This window comes from Parasutterella secunda (assembly GCF_016901835.1).
GTDB lineage: Bacteria > Pseudomonadota > Gammaproteobacteria > Burkholderiales > Burkholderiaceae_F > Aphodousia > Aphodousia faecavium.
Window position 1 is genome coordinate 1 of sequence record NZ_JACJKX010000006.1, and the last position, 14805, is coordinate 14805.

Consider the following 14805-nt stretch of genomic DNA (forward strand, 5'->3'; position numbering starts at 1 on the left):
CTTGAGTACCCAGTTTTCAAAGTTTTCTAGAAGCCGAAGCTTCTTGAGTCATCTTCGCATCAACCGGATACTCACGCTTATCGGTTCGTTGATCAATTTTTAAAGAACATTTCGTTGCTCTTTCGAGCTGACGAGTTTGAGAATTATAAGACTCAAATTCGTCTTGTCAAGTCTTTTCGAAAATATTTTTTATTTTCTTTTTTCACTTGACATCGCCTCGCGGCGACAAGGATGCGTATTATGCAGACTTTTTTTGGAGATGTCAAACTTTTTCCTCAAAATTTTTCTTACAAGTTTTTCTCCCTCAAAATTCCTCTCTACTCTATCATTTCAGGAGTTTTACTTTCAGCAGTTAGGTCTCATCTGTTATGAAAAAGAATCTCTTAATTACACCTCTTCTTCTCGCCATTGCCTCAGTGGCATTCGCTGCCCCCTCCGACACGGACCGGGTTAAGGCTCTTGTCAAACAGAAAATGAACATTGAAGCTACAACCGCCAAGCGATTGCCAATGGGATTATATGAAGTCGTCGCTGATCGAAATCTGCTCTATGTTGATAAGGATGTTAAATTCCTTTTTGCCGGTCACATTTATGACATTGCCAACCAAAAAGATCTGACGCAAGCTCGTCTTGACGATTTATCGCGAATTGACATTAAGGGACTACCTCTCAATCAAGCACTAAAAACCGTACACGGCAAAGGCGAGCGTAATCTTTATCTCTTTGCCGATCCCTACTGCAGTTTTTGCCAAAAACTTGAACACACACTCAAAGAGCTCGATAACGTCACAATCTATACATTTGTGACCCCCTTGATGAACTCCGCAGCTATGGTTGATCGCATCCTTTGTGCACCGAATCCTGAAAAGGCTTGGGAAGATTGGATGATCAACCAAAAAGAACCTCCTCAACTGCCTAAAAACTGTAAGCCTGAAAACGGTAACAAAAATATGATCCTTTTTAACCGATTTGGACTTGAAGGATTACCGACTATGTATTTTGACGACGGTTACCGATTGGAAGGTGCAGTCAGTCTTGAAGAAATTGAGCAGCGACTCAAGTAATTCTTATCAAAAAACGGGCGCTGATAAAGTTGGCTGTTGCTGCTTTAATCAGCGCCTTCTTTTTTTTTGCTTATACGAGCTTCACCGGTCAAAGAGTTCCCATGTAAGTGATGATCACCGCATTGATCAAGTCAATCAAGAATGCACCAACCAAACTCACAATCAACCATGCGCGTGCATTTGAGCCGTATTTTTCAGCCAACGCCTGCATGACTGCTAATCCGTTTGCTGTCGATCCCATAGAAAAACCAATTCCGCCTACGCTCAACATCACCGTGTCGTAGTTCTTGCCGAAAAGCAGGAAAATAAAAAACCATGAGAACACCAATACCAGTACTGCCTGAGCCAACAAAATCACGAGCATCGGAATAGCCAGATTGACAAGCTCGGCCAATTTCAAACTATTGACAGCCATCGTTACAAACAGTACCAAACTGATATCTGCGACAGCATTTAATCCGACTCCGTCGATGCGCACGGACTTCGTGCAGTCGATGATATTTCGCACAATTGCCGCCACAATCATCGAACCGATGTAGGCGGGTAACGTAATGATTTCTCCAAGGTAGTCCGAAACAATACCGCCCAGAGCCATACAAATGGCCACCACACCGCCCGCTTTCATCAACTCGTCTGTAAATGAAGGTTTTTGACCGGCCTTTTCGTCTACGATATCCGCTTCAAGATCACTCGGAATATGAAGAGGCGGCTCTGGTTCGGCAACCGGTTGGGGCGTGTGAATCTTATAGCGACGAATGAGCCATTCTCCAAACGGACCGCCCAAAATCAAAGCGGCCGCCATCCCAAAGGTTGCTGATGTAATAGCAACAGCCGTTGCACCCGTAATACCGTAGGTTTGCTCAAAATAAGGGCCAAAAGCTGCAGACGTTCCCAATCCGCCCATCATGGATACCGCACCGGTAAGAATCCCGTAGTGTTTGTCCAATCCCATAAATGAGGCCAAAGACATCCCGAGAACGTTTTGTAAGACCGCCAAAACGGATACAGCTATCAAAAAACCAACCAAGAGTCTTCCTCCTTGCTTGACTACTTTAATGCTAGCCATCATGCCGATCGTGGTAAAGAAAGCCAGCATAAGCAGTGTTTGCAAAGTCGAATCAAAGTGAACCAACAGGATGCCTAGTCCCTGCAGAAGCGACAGAATAATCGCCAAAATCATGCCTCCAACTACCGGGCTTGGCATAGAAAGACGCTCCAAAATGGCAACTTTGGACTTTACCCAAACACCCAAATAGTAAGTGACCACGGCCAAAGCCAGGCTTTGGATCATATTGATATTGAGTACCCAAATACCGTTTTCTAACGCTAAATCCATATCAATCTCCTTTTTTGAAAATCCAACGGAGAATCTTTGATTTATGACGATAAAGCGATAAGGTTGGGATGAGAAGCGGAGAATTGAGAGGTTCTACCTAACAAAACTGAAAAGAACTGAGTTATTTTCTAAAACTATGAGGTAATACGCTTAAACATTTGTGCTGATTTTTATCATGTTTGACTTTTAGCACTCAACTTAACTGTTGCACTGACAACCTCCGTCATAAGTACGCAATTTAACAACGCCTTTAGCTCAAGATTAATGGTCCCAGGAAAATACCTAAAGACAAAGCGCAATCTTTGGCTCATGATTGCTTCTACTGTTTTCTGTTGACGCAAAAACTTTAAGAAAAATCGTGGTCTTTTCCCGTTGGAAGCTATGGACTTGTTTGCCAAATCCCATTTTGAACAGAAGTGGATATTTCTAGACGACTTTTGATTTCGCATTCAAGCCATAGATCTGTCGGTGTGGTTTCTCTTTGACAAACAAGATTGTTGCAGGGATATCATACAAGGAAACTTTGATTGGTCTGCATCATGGAATTTATCTTCTTTCTGATTGTCGGTATTTGTGTCGGTACGTTCGGAACATTGATAGGACTTGGCGGAGGCCTGATTCTTGTTCCGCTCTTTATGTACACCATGTATAACCCTGATGGCTCGGCAACATTCAGTACGGTTCAGCAAATTGTCGGTACAAGTCTTTTTGCCGTGACTTGTAATGCGGTCTCCGGCGCTTACGCCTATATGAAGCAACGACGAATCATGTTTCGCGCCGCGATTCCCTTTGCACTCAGTACTATACCCGGGGCTTTCTGCGGCAGTTTTGTTTCCAAGTACTTTACCGGTGCAAGTTTTTCTATAGCTTTCGGGTGCCTGCTGGCTGTTCTCGGTTGTTTTATGTATTGGAAGTCCAATTCCAAGCGTGCAACGGCACGTCCTGAAGACTTTGATCCGGCTACGGCTGATTTCAATCTTTGGCTCGGTGTGATTTTAACTTTTGGTGTCGGCTTCATATCGACGATTTTTGGAATCGGCGGTGGCATCATTGATGTGCCGATGATGGTCTTTATTCTTGGTTTTCCTGCTCAAATCGCTACAGCATCTTCCACCTTTATTCTGATGGTGAGTTCTCTTGTCGGAACCATCAGCCATGCGACGATGGGACATGTTATTTGGGTGCCTGCGGTTTGTATCGGCTGCGGTTGTGTGATCGGCGCTCAGATTGGAGCGCGTATTGCAAAGAAGAGTAAGCCCAGGGTTCTTGTGATCATCCTCTCGGTCACAATGGTTCTGATGGGTATTAACCTTGTGCTGCGCGGTTTCTGATTCCGGTGAGCTGTCTTAACAGTTATTTTTGTTTGACTGATTTTCTCTTGTTAGGGCAGCTGCCACTTTTCTACATCTAACAACCTATGTGAAGTTGGCCTCAGGGTAGACCGAAGTAATATACTGGCCTATGTCGTATTAACCTATTGCACTTAGCGATTACTTTCGCTAAAGCGTTTTTCTATTTGCTGTCATGATCGAATTTCTTGAACTCTTCGCTGTAGGTATAGGTGTGGGTGCTTTCGGGGCGCTTGTCGGTATCGGTGGCGGCATGATTATGGTGCCGCTTTTTATGTTGACCATGATGGTTCCTAACGGCTCGACATTTGAAAATGTTCAGCAGGTTATCGGCACCAGTTTATTTGGGGTTCTACTGAATGCTCTGTCCGGCACATGGGCTTACATCAGACAGCATAAAGTCATGTTTCGAGCCGGCATCCCCTTTGCACTGGCAACAGTTCCCGGTGCCTTCATGGGCAGCTATATAACAGACTTTTTCACCGGTGCAAGTTTTTCTTTGATTTTCGGTACTGCGCTGTGCATCCTCTCCATCATCATGTACAGCAAATCCCGCTCTAAAAAAGTCAATATCTCCGCTGCTAATTTCTCGGTTCAAACCGCTCAGTTCAACGTTGTGTTGGGCGTTGCACTTTCTTTCATCGTCGGTTTCCTATCGTCCATTCTTGGCATCGGGGGCGGTGTGATCCATGTACCGATGATGGTTTTCATCCTCGGCTTTCCTGCTCACATTGCGGTCGCTACCTCCACCTTCATCCTTATGATCAGTTCTGCGGTCGGCGTGATCGGCCACGCAGCTCTCAACCACATCGTCTGGATTCCTGCTATTGCAGTTGGGTGCGGAGCCATGGTCGGTGCTCAGATCGGTGCTCTTCTTTCTAAGAGAAGCCGCCCGCGTATCATCATCGTGCTTTTATCCTGCGTGATGTTCGTACTGGGCGGTCAATTTATTTATCGCGGTATTTTTTAATCGGGTCGGCTTGGCGGTTGCATCCCATTAGGCAGCAACACCCAGGCCTTTACCTGACTGTTTTGTCTGCCTGCACTCAATGCAGCGTCATCACCGCTTCCCCAATAAAAATCAAAACGAATTGGGCCTCGGATGGCACCTCCGGTATCCTGAGCCACAACCGCTCGAGTAAACTTCATGTCAGGATTTGTTTGCTCAACATCGACCACAATAGGCCATCCCAACTGATAAAAGCGCCTATCCACTGCTACGGAACCTAAATCTGTCAAAGGAACTCCTTGAGCACCAATAGGGCCTTGTCTCGGATCCTGATCTTTGCGTTCCACAAAAAAGACATAACTGGGATTTTGATTTAAAACGCTTTGAACTTTCTTCGGATTTTTTCGAGCCCAAGCCTGAATACTTTGCATCGACAATTCGTGGCTCTTTAGATACCCCTGACGAACCAGATAATTCCCGATACCGCGGTACGGATGACCGTTAACATCACCGTAACCCACTCGCATATAGCTTCCGTCGGGTAAAACAATACGACCCGATCCCTGAATCTGAAGGAAAAAAGCCGCTACCGGATCTTCGACCCAAGCAATTGCGTATTTATCCAGATTACGTTTGGTCATTTCGGCACGAGAATTGTAGGGTACCAGGCGATTTCCCTGCACTTGTCCTCTCAATCTCAAACCTTTAAGCTGCGGATACAACTCTTCAAGATCTACGGTAATCAGGTCCGACGGCATCGTATGCAGCGGATAAATATAGGGAGCCTTTTTCGTCCTGCTGCCATACAGAATAGGTTCGTAGTATCCGGTCATTTTGCCCGTATAGGTTTCTGTGACCTGACCTTTTTGATCTGCACTTTGCGCAATGGCCTGATAGGGGGTGAAATAAGCAGCAAAGAAAGTTCTTGCCTGAGCAAGGGGTATATTTTGAGCTTTAGCGCAAACGTCCTCCCAACCGGGCTTGGTCATCATTTTCTTACATGACTCTTTAAAAGCGACCAGAGCCGGCTGCCAATTTTCTTCAGGCATCGGCGGTAACTGAGCGTATTCGATCTGCTTGAAAGTCAGTTTCATTTCACCGGGCTTAACCGGTTTTTCCGGCGGGGTTGTCGTACAAGCAGCCACAATTGCTGCCATCCCCACTAAAGCACAAATTCGACTTATTCGCATAATTATTTCCCAAAAATGACTCGGTCATTGTACAAAATAGCGCTTTATTGTTTGGTGCTCAGTTACAATTGGAGCATCTTTATTTCATCTCGGGATACTGCTATGTCTATTTTCGGTCGCCCAAAACCCTCGTCTCAATGCCGCATTGCTCCGTCCATTCTGTCTGCCGACTTCGCCAGACTCGGCGAAGAAGTTCGAAATGTCGTTGAGGCTGGAGCCGATTGGATTCACTTTGACGTGATGGACAATCACTATGTTCCCAATCTCACCGTTGGTCCTTTGGTATGCGAAGCGATCCGCCCGCACGTGCAGGTTCCCATTGACGTGCATTTAATGGTAGAACCCGTTGACAGCATTATCCCTATGTTTGCCAAGGCTGGCGCCGATTACATTACGTTTCACTGCGAAGCTTCGCGCCACATTGATCGAACCTTGTCTTTGATTCACGACTGCGGTTGCAAGGCCGGCTTGGTTTTCAATCCTTCCACGCCGTTGAATTACTTAGAGTATGTCCTCGATAAAGTGGACCTGATTCTCTTAATGAGCGTTAACCCCGGGTTCGGCGGACAGTCTTTTATTCCTTCTGTCATGAATAAGATCGTCGCTGCACGCAACATTATTGACCGCCACACTCAAGCAACCGGACACCAAGTGTTCTTAGAAATCGACGGAGGCGTCAAAGTTGAAAATATCGGCGCTTTAGCTGCTGCCGGAGCGGATACTTTTGTTGCAGGCAGTGCCATTTTCGGAAAGAAGACACCTTCAGGCTACAAAGAAGTCATCGCTCAAATGCGAGAAGCGATTGATCATGACGTAGAAATTGTTCGTCGCAAAGAATTCAGGGAGATGAATAGAGATCGTGGCTAAAGCTCTTTTATTCGATTTAGACGGGACTTTACTCGATTCCGTTGACGATTTAACTGTCGCCATCAACAGGACGCTTGCATCAAGGCAATTGCCTCCGATCACAAGATCGGATGTCTGTCTTTTCATCGGGAAAGGCGCTCGAGTTTTAGTTGCACGCGCCCTTGAAAAAGTTCTGGGGCAGCAACCTGATGAATCACTTATTGATGAAGTTCTTCCCCGTTATTTGAAAGAAATGAAGTTGGCAGAAGGCACTCGGACTAAACAGTTACCGGGCGTGCCGTCGGCATTACAGAGACTGCAAAAACATGGCTATAAAATGGCTATCGTGACCAATAAACCGGCTGCGATTGCCAGGCGCCTTGTCGCCCAATTTCATTTAATCGGATATTTTGAAACAATCGTCGGTGCGGGAGACACTCCTAACGTAAAACCGCACCCGCAAATGCTTGCTGAAGCGGCCCATAGAATGGGATTGTCTTTGCAAAGTTGTGTCATGATCGGCGACTCCATGAACGATTCTTTAGCAGCAAAAAATGCAGGGATTCCTGCACTTTTATTAAAAACAGGTTATAACGAAGGCATTGCTATCGATGAATGGGCAAAAGCGAATGCACCGAGTGATCTCGTTTTTGATACTATGATAGAGCTGTCCGACTTCCTCATTGCCACTGAACGAAGGAATTAAAATGAAAAAACTTCTCTTGCTCAGTTCCCTCTTTGCTCTGAGTCTGCCTTGTGTGTCTTATGCGCAAGACAGTATCGAGCAGTGCTACAAATCCGCAACGACTACGTCGGCTGTTCGCGAGTGTCTGAAAAAAGAATTACAACAGTCTCGGGACGAATACCGTGAAGCGATGGAAAAGTTAACGCAGCAAGCCGGTGAACTCGATCGGGTAACCGGCAGAAACGAAGCTCTGCCTGCATTAGAAAAAGCCAACACTGCTTTTGACCGCTACGTGAGCGAACAGTGCCGATTTGAAGAGAGAATGATGGGAGGCGGAACAGGATCCGGTGCCGCCAATCTTGCCTGCCAGATTAATTTATTGCATGTGCGCATGGGGGCTATCGAATCGCATCTTGGTGCCCAATAATTGAACACAAATGTACTTAGACTATTCTTCAGTTCAAAAAGACTGGGAGCCCTTGCTCTCGGTCTTTTTTAAAAGCTCAGTCGGTTGTTCCCTTAAAGAATTTCTGCAAACACGTTTTAGCTACGGTGCAGTGATTTATCCTCCAAGACCCTTCCTGGCATTGGAGCTGACATCTCTGGCACAAACCCGAGTGGTCATTGTCGGCCAAGACCCCTACCATGGTCCCGGTCAAGCACAAGGTTTGGCATTTCATGTTGCCCCATCTTGCAAAATTCCCCCGAGCTTAAAAAATATTCACAAAGAGTTGGCTCGAGATTTATCCATTGTGCCTCCCTCAAGCGGAGAGCTTTCCGGATGGGCTAAGCAGGGCGTTTTACTATTAAACGCAGTGCTGACCGTAGAGGATGGGAAACCGGCCAGCCATGCAAAAAAGGGATGGGAGGTACTCACCGACTCCATTTTGAGCGCAGTAGCCGAAGATCCGACTCCCAAAGTTTTCATGCTTTGGGGGAACTACGCTCAAACAAAGGAAAAGCTGATTCAATCCGTTGGGAACAACCATTTGATTTTGAAGGCGAACCACCCTTCTCCCTTATCCGCGTTAAGGCCCCCTGTTCCCTTTATTGGTTGCGGACACTTCTCAAAAGCCAACCAATGGCTTTGTGAACATCGGGAACAACCTATTGATTGGGCCCAGTTTTCTTTGTCCGAACCGGCACAGCAATCTTTGAATTTTTAATGATGTTTGGAGGCTCTATAACCCATTTCACAGGAAAGCGACAAAAATTTTCCGTTCCAAACTTGCAAAGCATATTTTTTTCGGATAAAATGCGTGTCTCTTACGGCGGCTGGGTAGCTCAGTTGGTAGAGCAGCGGATTGAAAATCCGCGTGTGGGCGGTTCGATCCCGTCCCCAGCCACCATAAATTGTCCCATTAAGCATTAAGCTCAATGGGATTTTTTATTTCTCGTTGCAGCAAGACAAGTTCATTACTTTCTCAATCATGCGGTGCAATTCCTGCGCCAGATTCGACTGAGCCGCACGATAAAACACTTCCTTGCCTTCTCGGCGTGTCTGCACCAATCCACTGACTTTTAATAATTTCAAGTGGTGGGCCACTGCCGGACTGCTCATATTCATAAATGCTGCAATATTGATGACACATTCTTCTGAGTGGCACAAAAGCAAAAAAATACGGCAGCGAACCGGATCACTAAGTTGTTTGAATGTACTGGCAACCATTTCAAAATTAGCTGTTTGAGGTAATGCCGCAAAGGCCTCATCATGATGATTGGCATGGCGGTGAGGAAATGAAAATTCTTGATTCATAATTAAATAACCGTTTAATCTTGACAATATTTTCCATCAGGATTATATTGTTGTCAACAATTAAAAGATTACTTAATTGATTAAATAAGGAGTTTATTATGAAAAAGAGTTACGCCATTGAAGTTGATTGTGCCAACTGCGCCCGTTTAATGGAAGAAACGACTGCTAAAGTGGAAGGCGTAGCCTCTGTAGTCGTCAATTTCATGACACAAAAAATGATCGTTACTTTCGCTGAAGGTGCCGATCCCAAAGCTGTTATGAAGACCGTGTTGGCTGAATGCAAAAAAGTCGAACCCGATTGCGAAATTGAACTTTAATTTAAGGTTTTGAAGCATCATCAAGGTAGATGGTGCTTTTTTACCTTTATCAATTAAACATTTGTTTAATCGTTTGAGAGAATATAAATGACGGCCAAACAAAAAAAGATGCTCTTTCGCATCCTGATCGCGTCTGTTTTATTGATTGCGGTCGCTTTCTCGCCGGTCACCGGTCCCTTACGGCTTGTTTTATTTTTAATCCCCTATTTCATTGTCGGCTACGACATCCTTTTAAAGGCTGCCAAAGGCATTTCCAATGGCCGGATTTTTGATGAAAATCTCCTGATGACCGTTGCCACCATCGGTGCCATTGCCATTGCACTGTATGACAATACCGGTGACTACACCGAAGCGGTCGCGGTGATGTTGTTTTATCAGATCGGTGAATGGTTTCAAGCCTACGCTGTCGGTAGGAGTCGCAAAAACATCAGCCAGTTGATGGATATCCGCCCTGATTACGCCAACATTGAAAAAGACGGCAAACTCGAACAAGTCGATCCCGATGAAATTGAAATCGGTTCGGTTATTGTGGTTCAACCCGGTGAGAAAGTGCCTATTGATGGTGTTGTGGTTGAAGGTGAATCCACTTTGAACACCAGTGCATTAACGGGAGAAAGTTTGCCTCGCAATGTCAGCGTTAACAATGAAATCATCAGTGGCTGCATTAATTTGTCTGGGCTTTTAAAGATTCGTACCACTAAGCTTTTCGGCGAATCCACGGTTTCTCAAATCCTGGAATTGGTTGAAAATGCGAGTTCCCGCAAATCCCGTTCCGAGGCGTTTATTTCAAGATTTGCCAGAGTCTATACACCCATTGTGTTTTTTGGTGCATTGGCTTTAGCCACCATTCCGCCATTAGTTCAACTCTTTTTATTAAACACTGATGCCCAATGGAATGATTGGATTTATCGTGCTCTCGTTTTTCTGGTCATCAGCTGCCCCTGCGCTTTAGTGATCAGTATTCCGTTGAGTTTCTTTGCCGGTATCGGCGGGGCCAGCAATCAAGGTATTTTGGTCAAAGGCTCAAACTACTTGGAAGCGTTATCCGAGACCAAAGTATTGGTTTTTGATAAAACCGGCACACTCACCGAAGGTGTCTTTGAAGTCATCGGTGTACACCACAATAAACTTGAAGAAAAGAAGCTTTTGGAATTGGCTGCCATGGCCGAGAGTGCCTCCTCTCACCCCATCAGTGTCAGTCTGCAGAAAGCCTACGGTTTACCGATCAACCGCAGCCGAATTCGAGACATTCATGAAATCAGCGGTCAAGGTGTCATTGCTCAAATTGATGACTTGAAAATCGCGGTCGGAAATGACAAGTTGATGAAAACGGTCGGCGTCACGCCAATTGCCTGCCGCAGTGTAGGTACGATCGTTCACGTTGCCATCAATCGTGAATACCACGGACACATCCTTATTGCTGACCGAATTAAAGCCAATGCCAAAGCTGCCATTGCCGCCATTAAAAAGGCCGGCATTCAAAAAAACGTCATGCTCACGGGAGATAGCCGAAAGGTGGCCGAACATGTCGCCAATGAGTTAGGAATTGATGAAGTTCACAGTGAACTGCTACCGGCCGATAAAGTTCGCATCGTCGAAGACTTAATCCAAAACAACAAAACCCGCGGCAAATTGGGTTTTGTGGGTGACGGCATCAATGACGCTCCGGTTCTTTCCAGAGCCGATATCGGTATCGCAATGGGCGCTATGGGGTCAGACGCTGCTATTGAAGCTGCCGACGTGGTTTTAATGGACGATGATCCCTTAAAAATTGCCAAAGGTATCAAGATTTCCCGCAAGTGCCTGGCGATTGTCAAAGAAAATATTTGGTTTGCCATCGGCATCAAGGTGCTTTGCTTACTGTTGGGCGCCATCGGTCTGGCCAACATGTGGATGGCTATTTTCGCTGACGTCGGTGTGATGATCCTTGCGGTTCTAAACGCCATTCGTGCCCTTTTTGTCAAAAATCTCTAAGAGATATTTCCGAACGGGGGTGTTGCAAAAGTCCAGTCGGACAATGCTAACGCCCCCTTTTTTTGCGCCGTTTTCTCTGCTCAGTCCTATACTGAAAGAAAGTGCATGATCGGGAGGTTTTATGGCTTACGATTTTGAAAAACTCTATATCAACGGTCAATGGTGTGACTCCTCGAGCGGCCATTTCATTGAAGTCGAAAACCCGGCAACACTTGAGCATTTCGCACGAGTGCCTGAGGGTAATGAAAAAGATATTGATGCAGCTGTGCAAGCCGCTCACTGTGCCTTTGAGTCCTGGAGCACCACAGAAATCGGACAACGCATAGGGCTGATGAAAAAAATGCTCGAAATCTTTGAAAGCTACAAAGATAAAATCATCGAGCTAGAGGTTAAAGAGTTGGGCGCTCCGGTAAGCTTTTCCGTTCAGTCGCATTGTGTCTATCAATACACTCGCACCCGCTCTTATATCGAATGTGCGACAGAGCTGCCTTTGGAATATAGCTTGAAGGCCTCGAGTGTTTATCGCGAACCGATCGGTGTCGTTGCTTGCATTACACCGTGGAATTACCCATTGGGACAAGTTGTACAAAAAGTTATTCCGGCCATCTTGATGGGCAATACTGTTGTGCTCAAACCCAGTCAACATACACCTCTGACAGCTTATCTACTCGTTGACGCCTTCGATCGTGCGGGATTTCCTGCCGGCGTTATCAATTTAGTCACCGGTCGCGGCAGTGCTGTGGGCGATGCCTTGACTTCTCACCCGCTTGTTGACATGGTCTCCTTTACCGGTTCAACTAAGGTTGGCGCCAAATTAAGCCAACGCGCTCTGGAAAGTATTAAACGGATCAGTTTGGAATTGGGCGGTAAGTCTCCCTTTATTTGGCTCCCTGATGCCGACTACGACAAAGCGGTAGGGAAACTTTTCGATTCGATTTTCTTAAATAGCGGACAAACCTGCACGGCGTTCTCCCGCCTGCTTATTCCTGAAGCTGATAAACAACTCATCGAAGAGTTACTGCTTAAGCATCTGCCCGACTATCCGGTGGGAGACCCGACCGATCCACAAATTAAGATTGGTCCGCTTTCATCCAAGGCACAGTTTGAAAAAGTGACTTCCTACATAAAACTGGGATTTGAAGAAGGTGCACGGATGTTAGCCGGTGAAATTCCGTCTGACTGCTCTAAAGGCTACTACGTAAAGCCTGTCATATTCACCGATGTAAAAAATTCCATGCGTATTGCTCGGGAAGAAATTTTCGGACCGGTACTCTGTGTCATCACCTACAAAGACATTGAAGAAGCGATCTGCATCGCCAATGACACCCCATACGGGTTAAATGCCGCCGTATTCGGTGATAAGGCGTTAGCCATTTCAGTGGCTAAACGCATCAAGGCGGGCAATGTTTACATCAACGACGGTCCTCGAGATGTCACCGCTCCATTCGGAGGATACAAACAAAGCGGAATCGGCCGTGAAGGTGGTTATGCGGGGCTCTTGGAATTTACTCAGGCCAAAGCCATTTTTGATCACAGTACCTTTTAGAACTGCATGAGTACAGGGCCTTGGGGTCACAATCACGACTTCAAGGCCTTTTCGCTATGGGAAGAAATCTTTTCTTTCCTCTCGTTTCGTCAATAGGCTCAAAACAATAAAAGCAGCAACAGAAACCATGATGGCCGGTGTCACGATGTGCCAACCGCCCAGATCCGGTTTTGCCAAACAAGCCCAGACGTAAACCGATAACCCGATTAAAACGGATCCCCAAGCCCCGGCCCGGGTCGCACGAGACCAAAAAAGTCCTCCGACCAAAGGACAAAGAAAGGCAATCTCAAGGCCACCGAACGCAAACATATTGATCCAAACGATGATATCTATGGGATCTGCGGCAAAAATTAGCGCAACCAGGCCGATTAAAAATGTACAGAGTTTTGCATAACGCTTCACTGTCTGTGCGCGATCAGGCATACGTGTATAACGTCTTAACATCAAATCTTTGATAATGGCTGACGAGGCAGCGATAAGAAGTGAACTTACCGTAGACATGGTCGCCGCAATCGGTGCTACAAGCGTGATGCCTGCCACCCATGGATTCATATGGTGAGCAATTATGTATGGAATCATGGCATCGGTATTGCCTCCGAATGCCTGGGCATCAGAAACGAGGCCTCTTGCCAAAAAACCAAGCAGTGTCATACCGATCATGAGCGCTCCGCAGACCACCGTGCTCACCACCATCGCCAGGTGCAAATCCTGCGTAGATCGATAAGCCATACAACGAACCGCTGATTGAGGCAAAGCTACTGTTGCAAACCCCACCAAGATCCAAGAAGAAAACAATAATGTCCAAGGAAGGGCTCCGGATGAGGTCGGACTAAAAAAGGCTTGTGCCTCTTGAGCGTCGGCTTGCTGAGTAATCGTTTGCATCAGCTGCGACATTCCACCGGCTTGAGCAACGATATCAGCGGCTAACAATCCCATACCGGTTAACATCAAAATCGCACAGACTGTATCCGTGATCGCTACCGCTTTAAACCCACCCACGGTGGTGTAAAACACCACGACAATGCCGAATAATAAAAGACCGAATACATAAGAAATATCGGCCGCTTGTGAGATAAGCTGTGCGCCGCCGATAAATTGTCCGACCATCATGGCCACAAAGAAAAAAAGCAGCGCTACGGATAAAAAAGCTCCCAAAAGCGGGCTTTTAAACCGCTCAACGATGACATCGATAACGGTAATCGCTTCAATTCTTCGGCTTACCAACGAGAGTTTTTTCCCTAAAACTCCCAAAACCAGAAAACCGGTAATAATTTGAGGAGCGGCAAACACGACCCACCCCAGCCCGTAGCGCCACGCCAGACCCGGCCCGGATACAAAAGAGCTCACCGAACCGTAAGTGGCCACCAAAGTCATGGCGAGAACAAAACCTTTTAGCGTTCTGTCTCCCAGAAAATAATTTTTTAAAAACTCTCCCGCATTCTTTTGCGAATCCATTCGCCCAAGAACGAGTAAAACAATAAGAAAGACAAACAGAGGGACAAAGATTACCCACGAAGAACTCATGGCTCAGTGTCCTTTTGATGGTTCAGGCTGAAATTGCGGGTGAAAAATTTCACCAGTACCGCCACAACAACGACGGATAATATGTAGCCGCCGACACATGAGAGCCAAAACCAAAGAGGTAATCCCCAAAAGAACTCGTCACTGTCGGCACTCAGGTAAATTGAACCCCAGAAAAAGACAAAAAGAAAAACAGCCGCCACAAGGGTATAGATAGCCTCCCGATGACTTTGTCTGATGGCTTCTTTGTAGTGATCAGGGGCAGTGTTCAT

Annotated in this window: 15 protein-coding genes and 1 tRNA gene; 11 read left to right on the plus strand and 5 right to left on the minus strand. The window is 46.2% G+C overall.

What is annotated here, in order from left to right:
• Positions 1-368: 368 nt before the first annotated feature.
• Positions 369-1064 (plus strand): DsbC family protein, encoded by a 696-nt coding sequence (locus H5985_RS04165; RefSeq protein WP_205050061.1) that lies wholly within the window; start codon positions 369-371, stop codon positions 1062-1064.
• Between the two features lie 88 nt (positions 1065-1152).
• On the opposite strand, the gene H5985_RS04170 is transcribed toward H5985_RS04165, so the two are convergent.
• Entirely contained in the window at positions 1153-2400 is a 1248-nt protein-coding gene (locus H5985_RS04170; protein WP_205050062.1) for a sodium/glutamate symporter, read from the minus strand.
• 539 nt (positions 2401-2939) lie between these two features.
• Between H5985_RS04170 and H5985_RS04175 the strand changes: the two genes are divergently transcribed.
• Positions 2940-3731 carry a sulfite exporter TauE/SafE family protein gene (locus tag H5985_RS04175; RefSeq protein WP_239481608.1) on the plus strand — a complete coding sequence of 264 codons (792 nt, stop codon included), beginning with the start codon at positions 2940-2942 and terminating at the stop codon, positions 3729-3731.
• Positions 3732-3924: 193 nt separating this feature from the next.
• Positions 3925-4719: a sulfite exporter TauE/SafE family protein gene (locus tag H5985_RS04180; protein WP_205050063.1), complete on the plus strand. Its 795-nt coding sequence runs from the start codon at positions 3925-3927 to the stop codon at positions 4717-4719.
• Here the strand turns inward: H5985_RS04180 and mltA are convergent.
• Positions 4716-5888, minus strand: coding sequence for a murein transglycosylase A (gene mltA, locus H5985_RS04185; RefSeq protein WP_205050064.1), 1173 nt, complete (start codon positions 5886-5888; stop codon positions 4716-4718). The two genes, H5985_RS04180 and mltA, sit on opposite strands and share 4 nt — an antisense overlap.
• 102 nt (positions 5889-5990) lie before the next feature.
• Between mltA and rpe the strand changes: the two genes are divergently transcribed.
• From rpe to H5985_RS04210, 5 genes are all read left to right on the plus strand, one after another.
• Positions 5991-6755, plus strand: a complete 765-nt coding sequence (rpe, locus tag H5985_RS04190) for a ribulose-phosphate 3-epimerase (protein ID WP_205050065.1) — start codon at positions 5991-5993, stop codon at positions 6753-6755.
• Positions 6748-7440 (plus strand): HAD-IIIA family hydrolase, encoded by a 693-nt coding sequence (locus H5985_RS04195; RefSeq protein WP_205050066.1) that lies wholly within the window; start codon positions 6748-6750, stop codon positions 7438-7440. Before rpe ends, H5985_RS04195 begins: the two co-directional genes overlap by 8 nt.
• Before the next feature lies 1 nt (position 7441).
• Positions 7442-7846: a lysozyme inhibitor LprI family protein gene (locus tag H5985_RS04200; protein ID WP_205050067.1), complete on the plus strand. Its 405-nt coding sequence runs from the start codon at positions 7442-7444 to the stop codon at positions 7844-7846.
• 10 nt (positions 7847-7856) lie between these two features.
• Positions 7857-8585, plus strand: a complete 729-nt coding sequence (locus tag H5985_RS04205) for a uracil-DNA glycosylase (protein WP_205050068.1) — start codon at positions 7857-7859, stop codon at positions 8583-8585.
• Between the two features lie 107 nt (positions 8586-8692).
• Positions 8693-8768: transfer RNA gene (locus H5985_RS04210), tRNA-Phe, on the plus strand.
• 38 nt (positions 8769-8806) lie between these two features.
• On the opposite strand, the gene H5985_RS04215 is transcribed toward H5985_RS04210, so the two are convergent.
• Positions 8807-9175 (minus strand): ArsR/SmtB family transcription factor, encoded by a 369-nt coding sequence (locus H5985_RS04215; protein ID WP_205050069.1) that lies wholly within the window; start codon positions 9173-9175, stop codon positions 8807-8809.
• A gap of 98 nt (positions 9176-9273) precedes the next feature.
• On the opposite strand from H5985_RS04215, the gene H5985_RS04220 reads away from it, so the two are divergent.
• The 3 genes from H5985_RS04220 to H5985_RS04230 all read left to right on the plus strand — a co-directional run bounded on the left by H5985_RS04220 (position 9274) and on the right by H5985_RS04230 (position 13012).
• Entirely contained in the window at positions 9274-9492 is a 219-nt protein-coding gene (locus H5985_RS04220) for a cation transporter (protein ID WP_205050070.1), read from the plus strand.
• 87 nt (positions 9493-9579) lie between these two features.
• Positions 9580-11466 (plus strand): heavy metal translocating P-type ATPase, encoded by a 1887-nt coding sequence (locus H5985_RS04225; protein ID WP_205050071.1) that lies wholly within the window; start codon positions 9580-9582, stop codon positions 11464-11466.
• A gap of 121 nt (positions 11467-11587) precedes the next feature.
• Complete coding sequence (locus tag H5985_RS04230; RefSeq protein WP_205050072.1) at positions 11588-13012, plus strand: aldehyde dehydrogenase family protein; 1425 nt, start codon at positions 11588-11590, stop codon at positions 13010-13012.
• 54 nt (positions 13013-13066) lie between these two features.
• Here the strand turns inward: H5985_RS04230 and panF are convergent, their stop codons facing one another.
• Positions 13067-14536 (minus strand): sodium/pantothenate symporter, encoded by a 1470-nt coding sequence (panF, locus tag H5985_RS04235; RefSeq protein WP_205050073.1) that lies wholly within the window; start codon positions 14534-14536, stop codon positions 13067-13069.
• On the minus strand, positions 14533-14805 hold the full coding sequence (locus tag H5985_RS04240) for a DUF997 family protein (RefSeq protein ID WP_205050074.1): 273 nt from the start codon (positions 14803-14805) through the stop codon (positions 14533-14535). The genes panF and H5985_RS04240 overlap by 4 nt, the downstream gene beginning before the upstream one ends.

Coding starts and splice junctions, on each gene's coding strand:
- H5985_RS04165 (WP_205050061.1), top strand. CDS start 369: ATGAAAAAGAATCTCTTAATTACACCTCTTCTTCTCGCCATTGCCTCA.
- H5985_RS04170 (WP_205050062.1), bottom strand. CDS start 2,400: ATGGATTTAGCGTTAGAAAACGGTATTTGGGTACTCAATATCAATATG.
- H5985_RS04175 (WP_239481608.1), top strand. CDS start 2,940: ATGGAATTTATCTTCTTTCTGATTGTCGGTATTTGTGTCGGTACGTTC.
- H5985_RS04180 (WP_205050063.1), top strand. CDS start 3,925: ATGATCGAATTTCTTGAACTCTTCGCTGTAGGTATAGGTGTGGGTGCT.
- mltA (WP_205050064.1), bottom strand. CDS start 5,888: ATGCGAATAAGTCGAATTTGTGCTTTAGTGGGGATGGCAGCAATTGTG.
- rpe (WP_205050065.1), top strand. CDS start 5,991: ATGTCTATTTTCGGTCGCCCAAAACCCTCGTCTCAATGCCGCATTGCT.
- H5985_RS04200 (WP_205050067.1), top strand. CDS start 7,442: ATGAAAAAACTTCTCTTGCTCAGTTCCCTCTTTGCTCTGAGTCTGCCT.
- H5985_RS04205 (WP_205050068.1), top strand. CDS start 7,857: ATGTACTTAGACTATTCTTCAGTTCAAAAAGACTGGGAGCCCTTGCTC.
- H5985_RS04215 (WP_205050069.1), bottom strand. CDS start 9,175: ATGAATCAAGAATTTTCATTTCCTCACCGCCATGCCAATCATCATGAT.
- H5985_RS04220 (WP_205050070.1), top strand. CDS start 9,274: ATGAAAAAGAGTTACGCCATTGAAGTTGATTGTGCCAACTGCGCCCGT.
- H5985_RS04225 (WP_205050071.1), top strand. CDS start 9,580: ATGACGGCCAAACAAAAAAAGATGCTCTTTCGCATCCTGATCGCGTCT.
- H5985_RS04230 (WP_205050072.1), top strand. CDS start 11,588: ATGGCTTACGATTTTGAAAAACTCTATATCAACGGTCAATGGTGTGAC.
- panF (WP_205050073.1), bottom strand. CDS start 14,536: ATGAGTTCTTCGTGGGTAATCTTTGTCCCTCTGTTTGTCTTTCTTATT.
- H5985_RS04240 (WP_205050074.1), bottom strand. CDS start 14,805: ATGAACACTGCCCCTGATCACTACAAAGAAGCCATCAGACAAAGTCAT.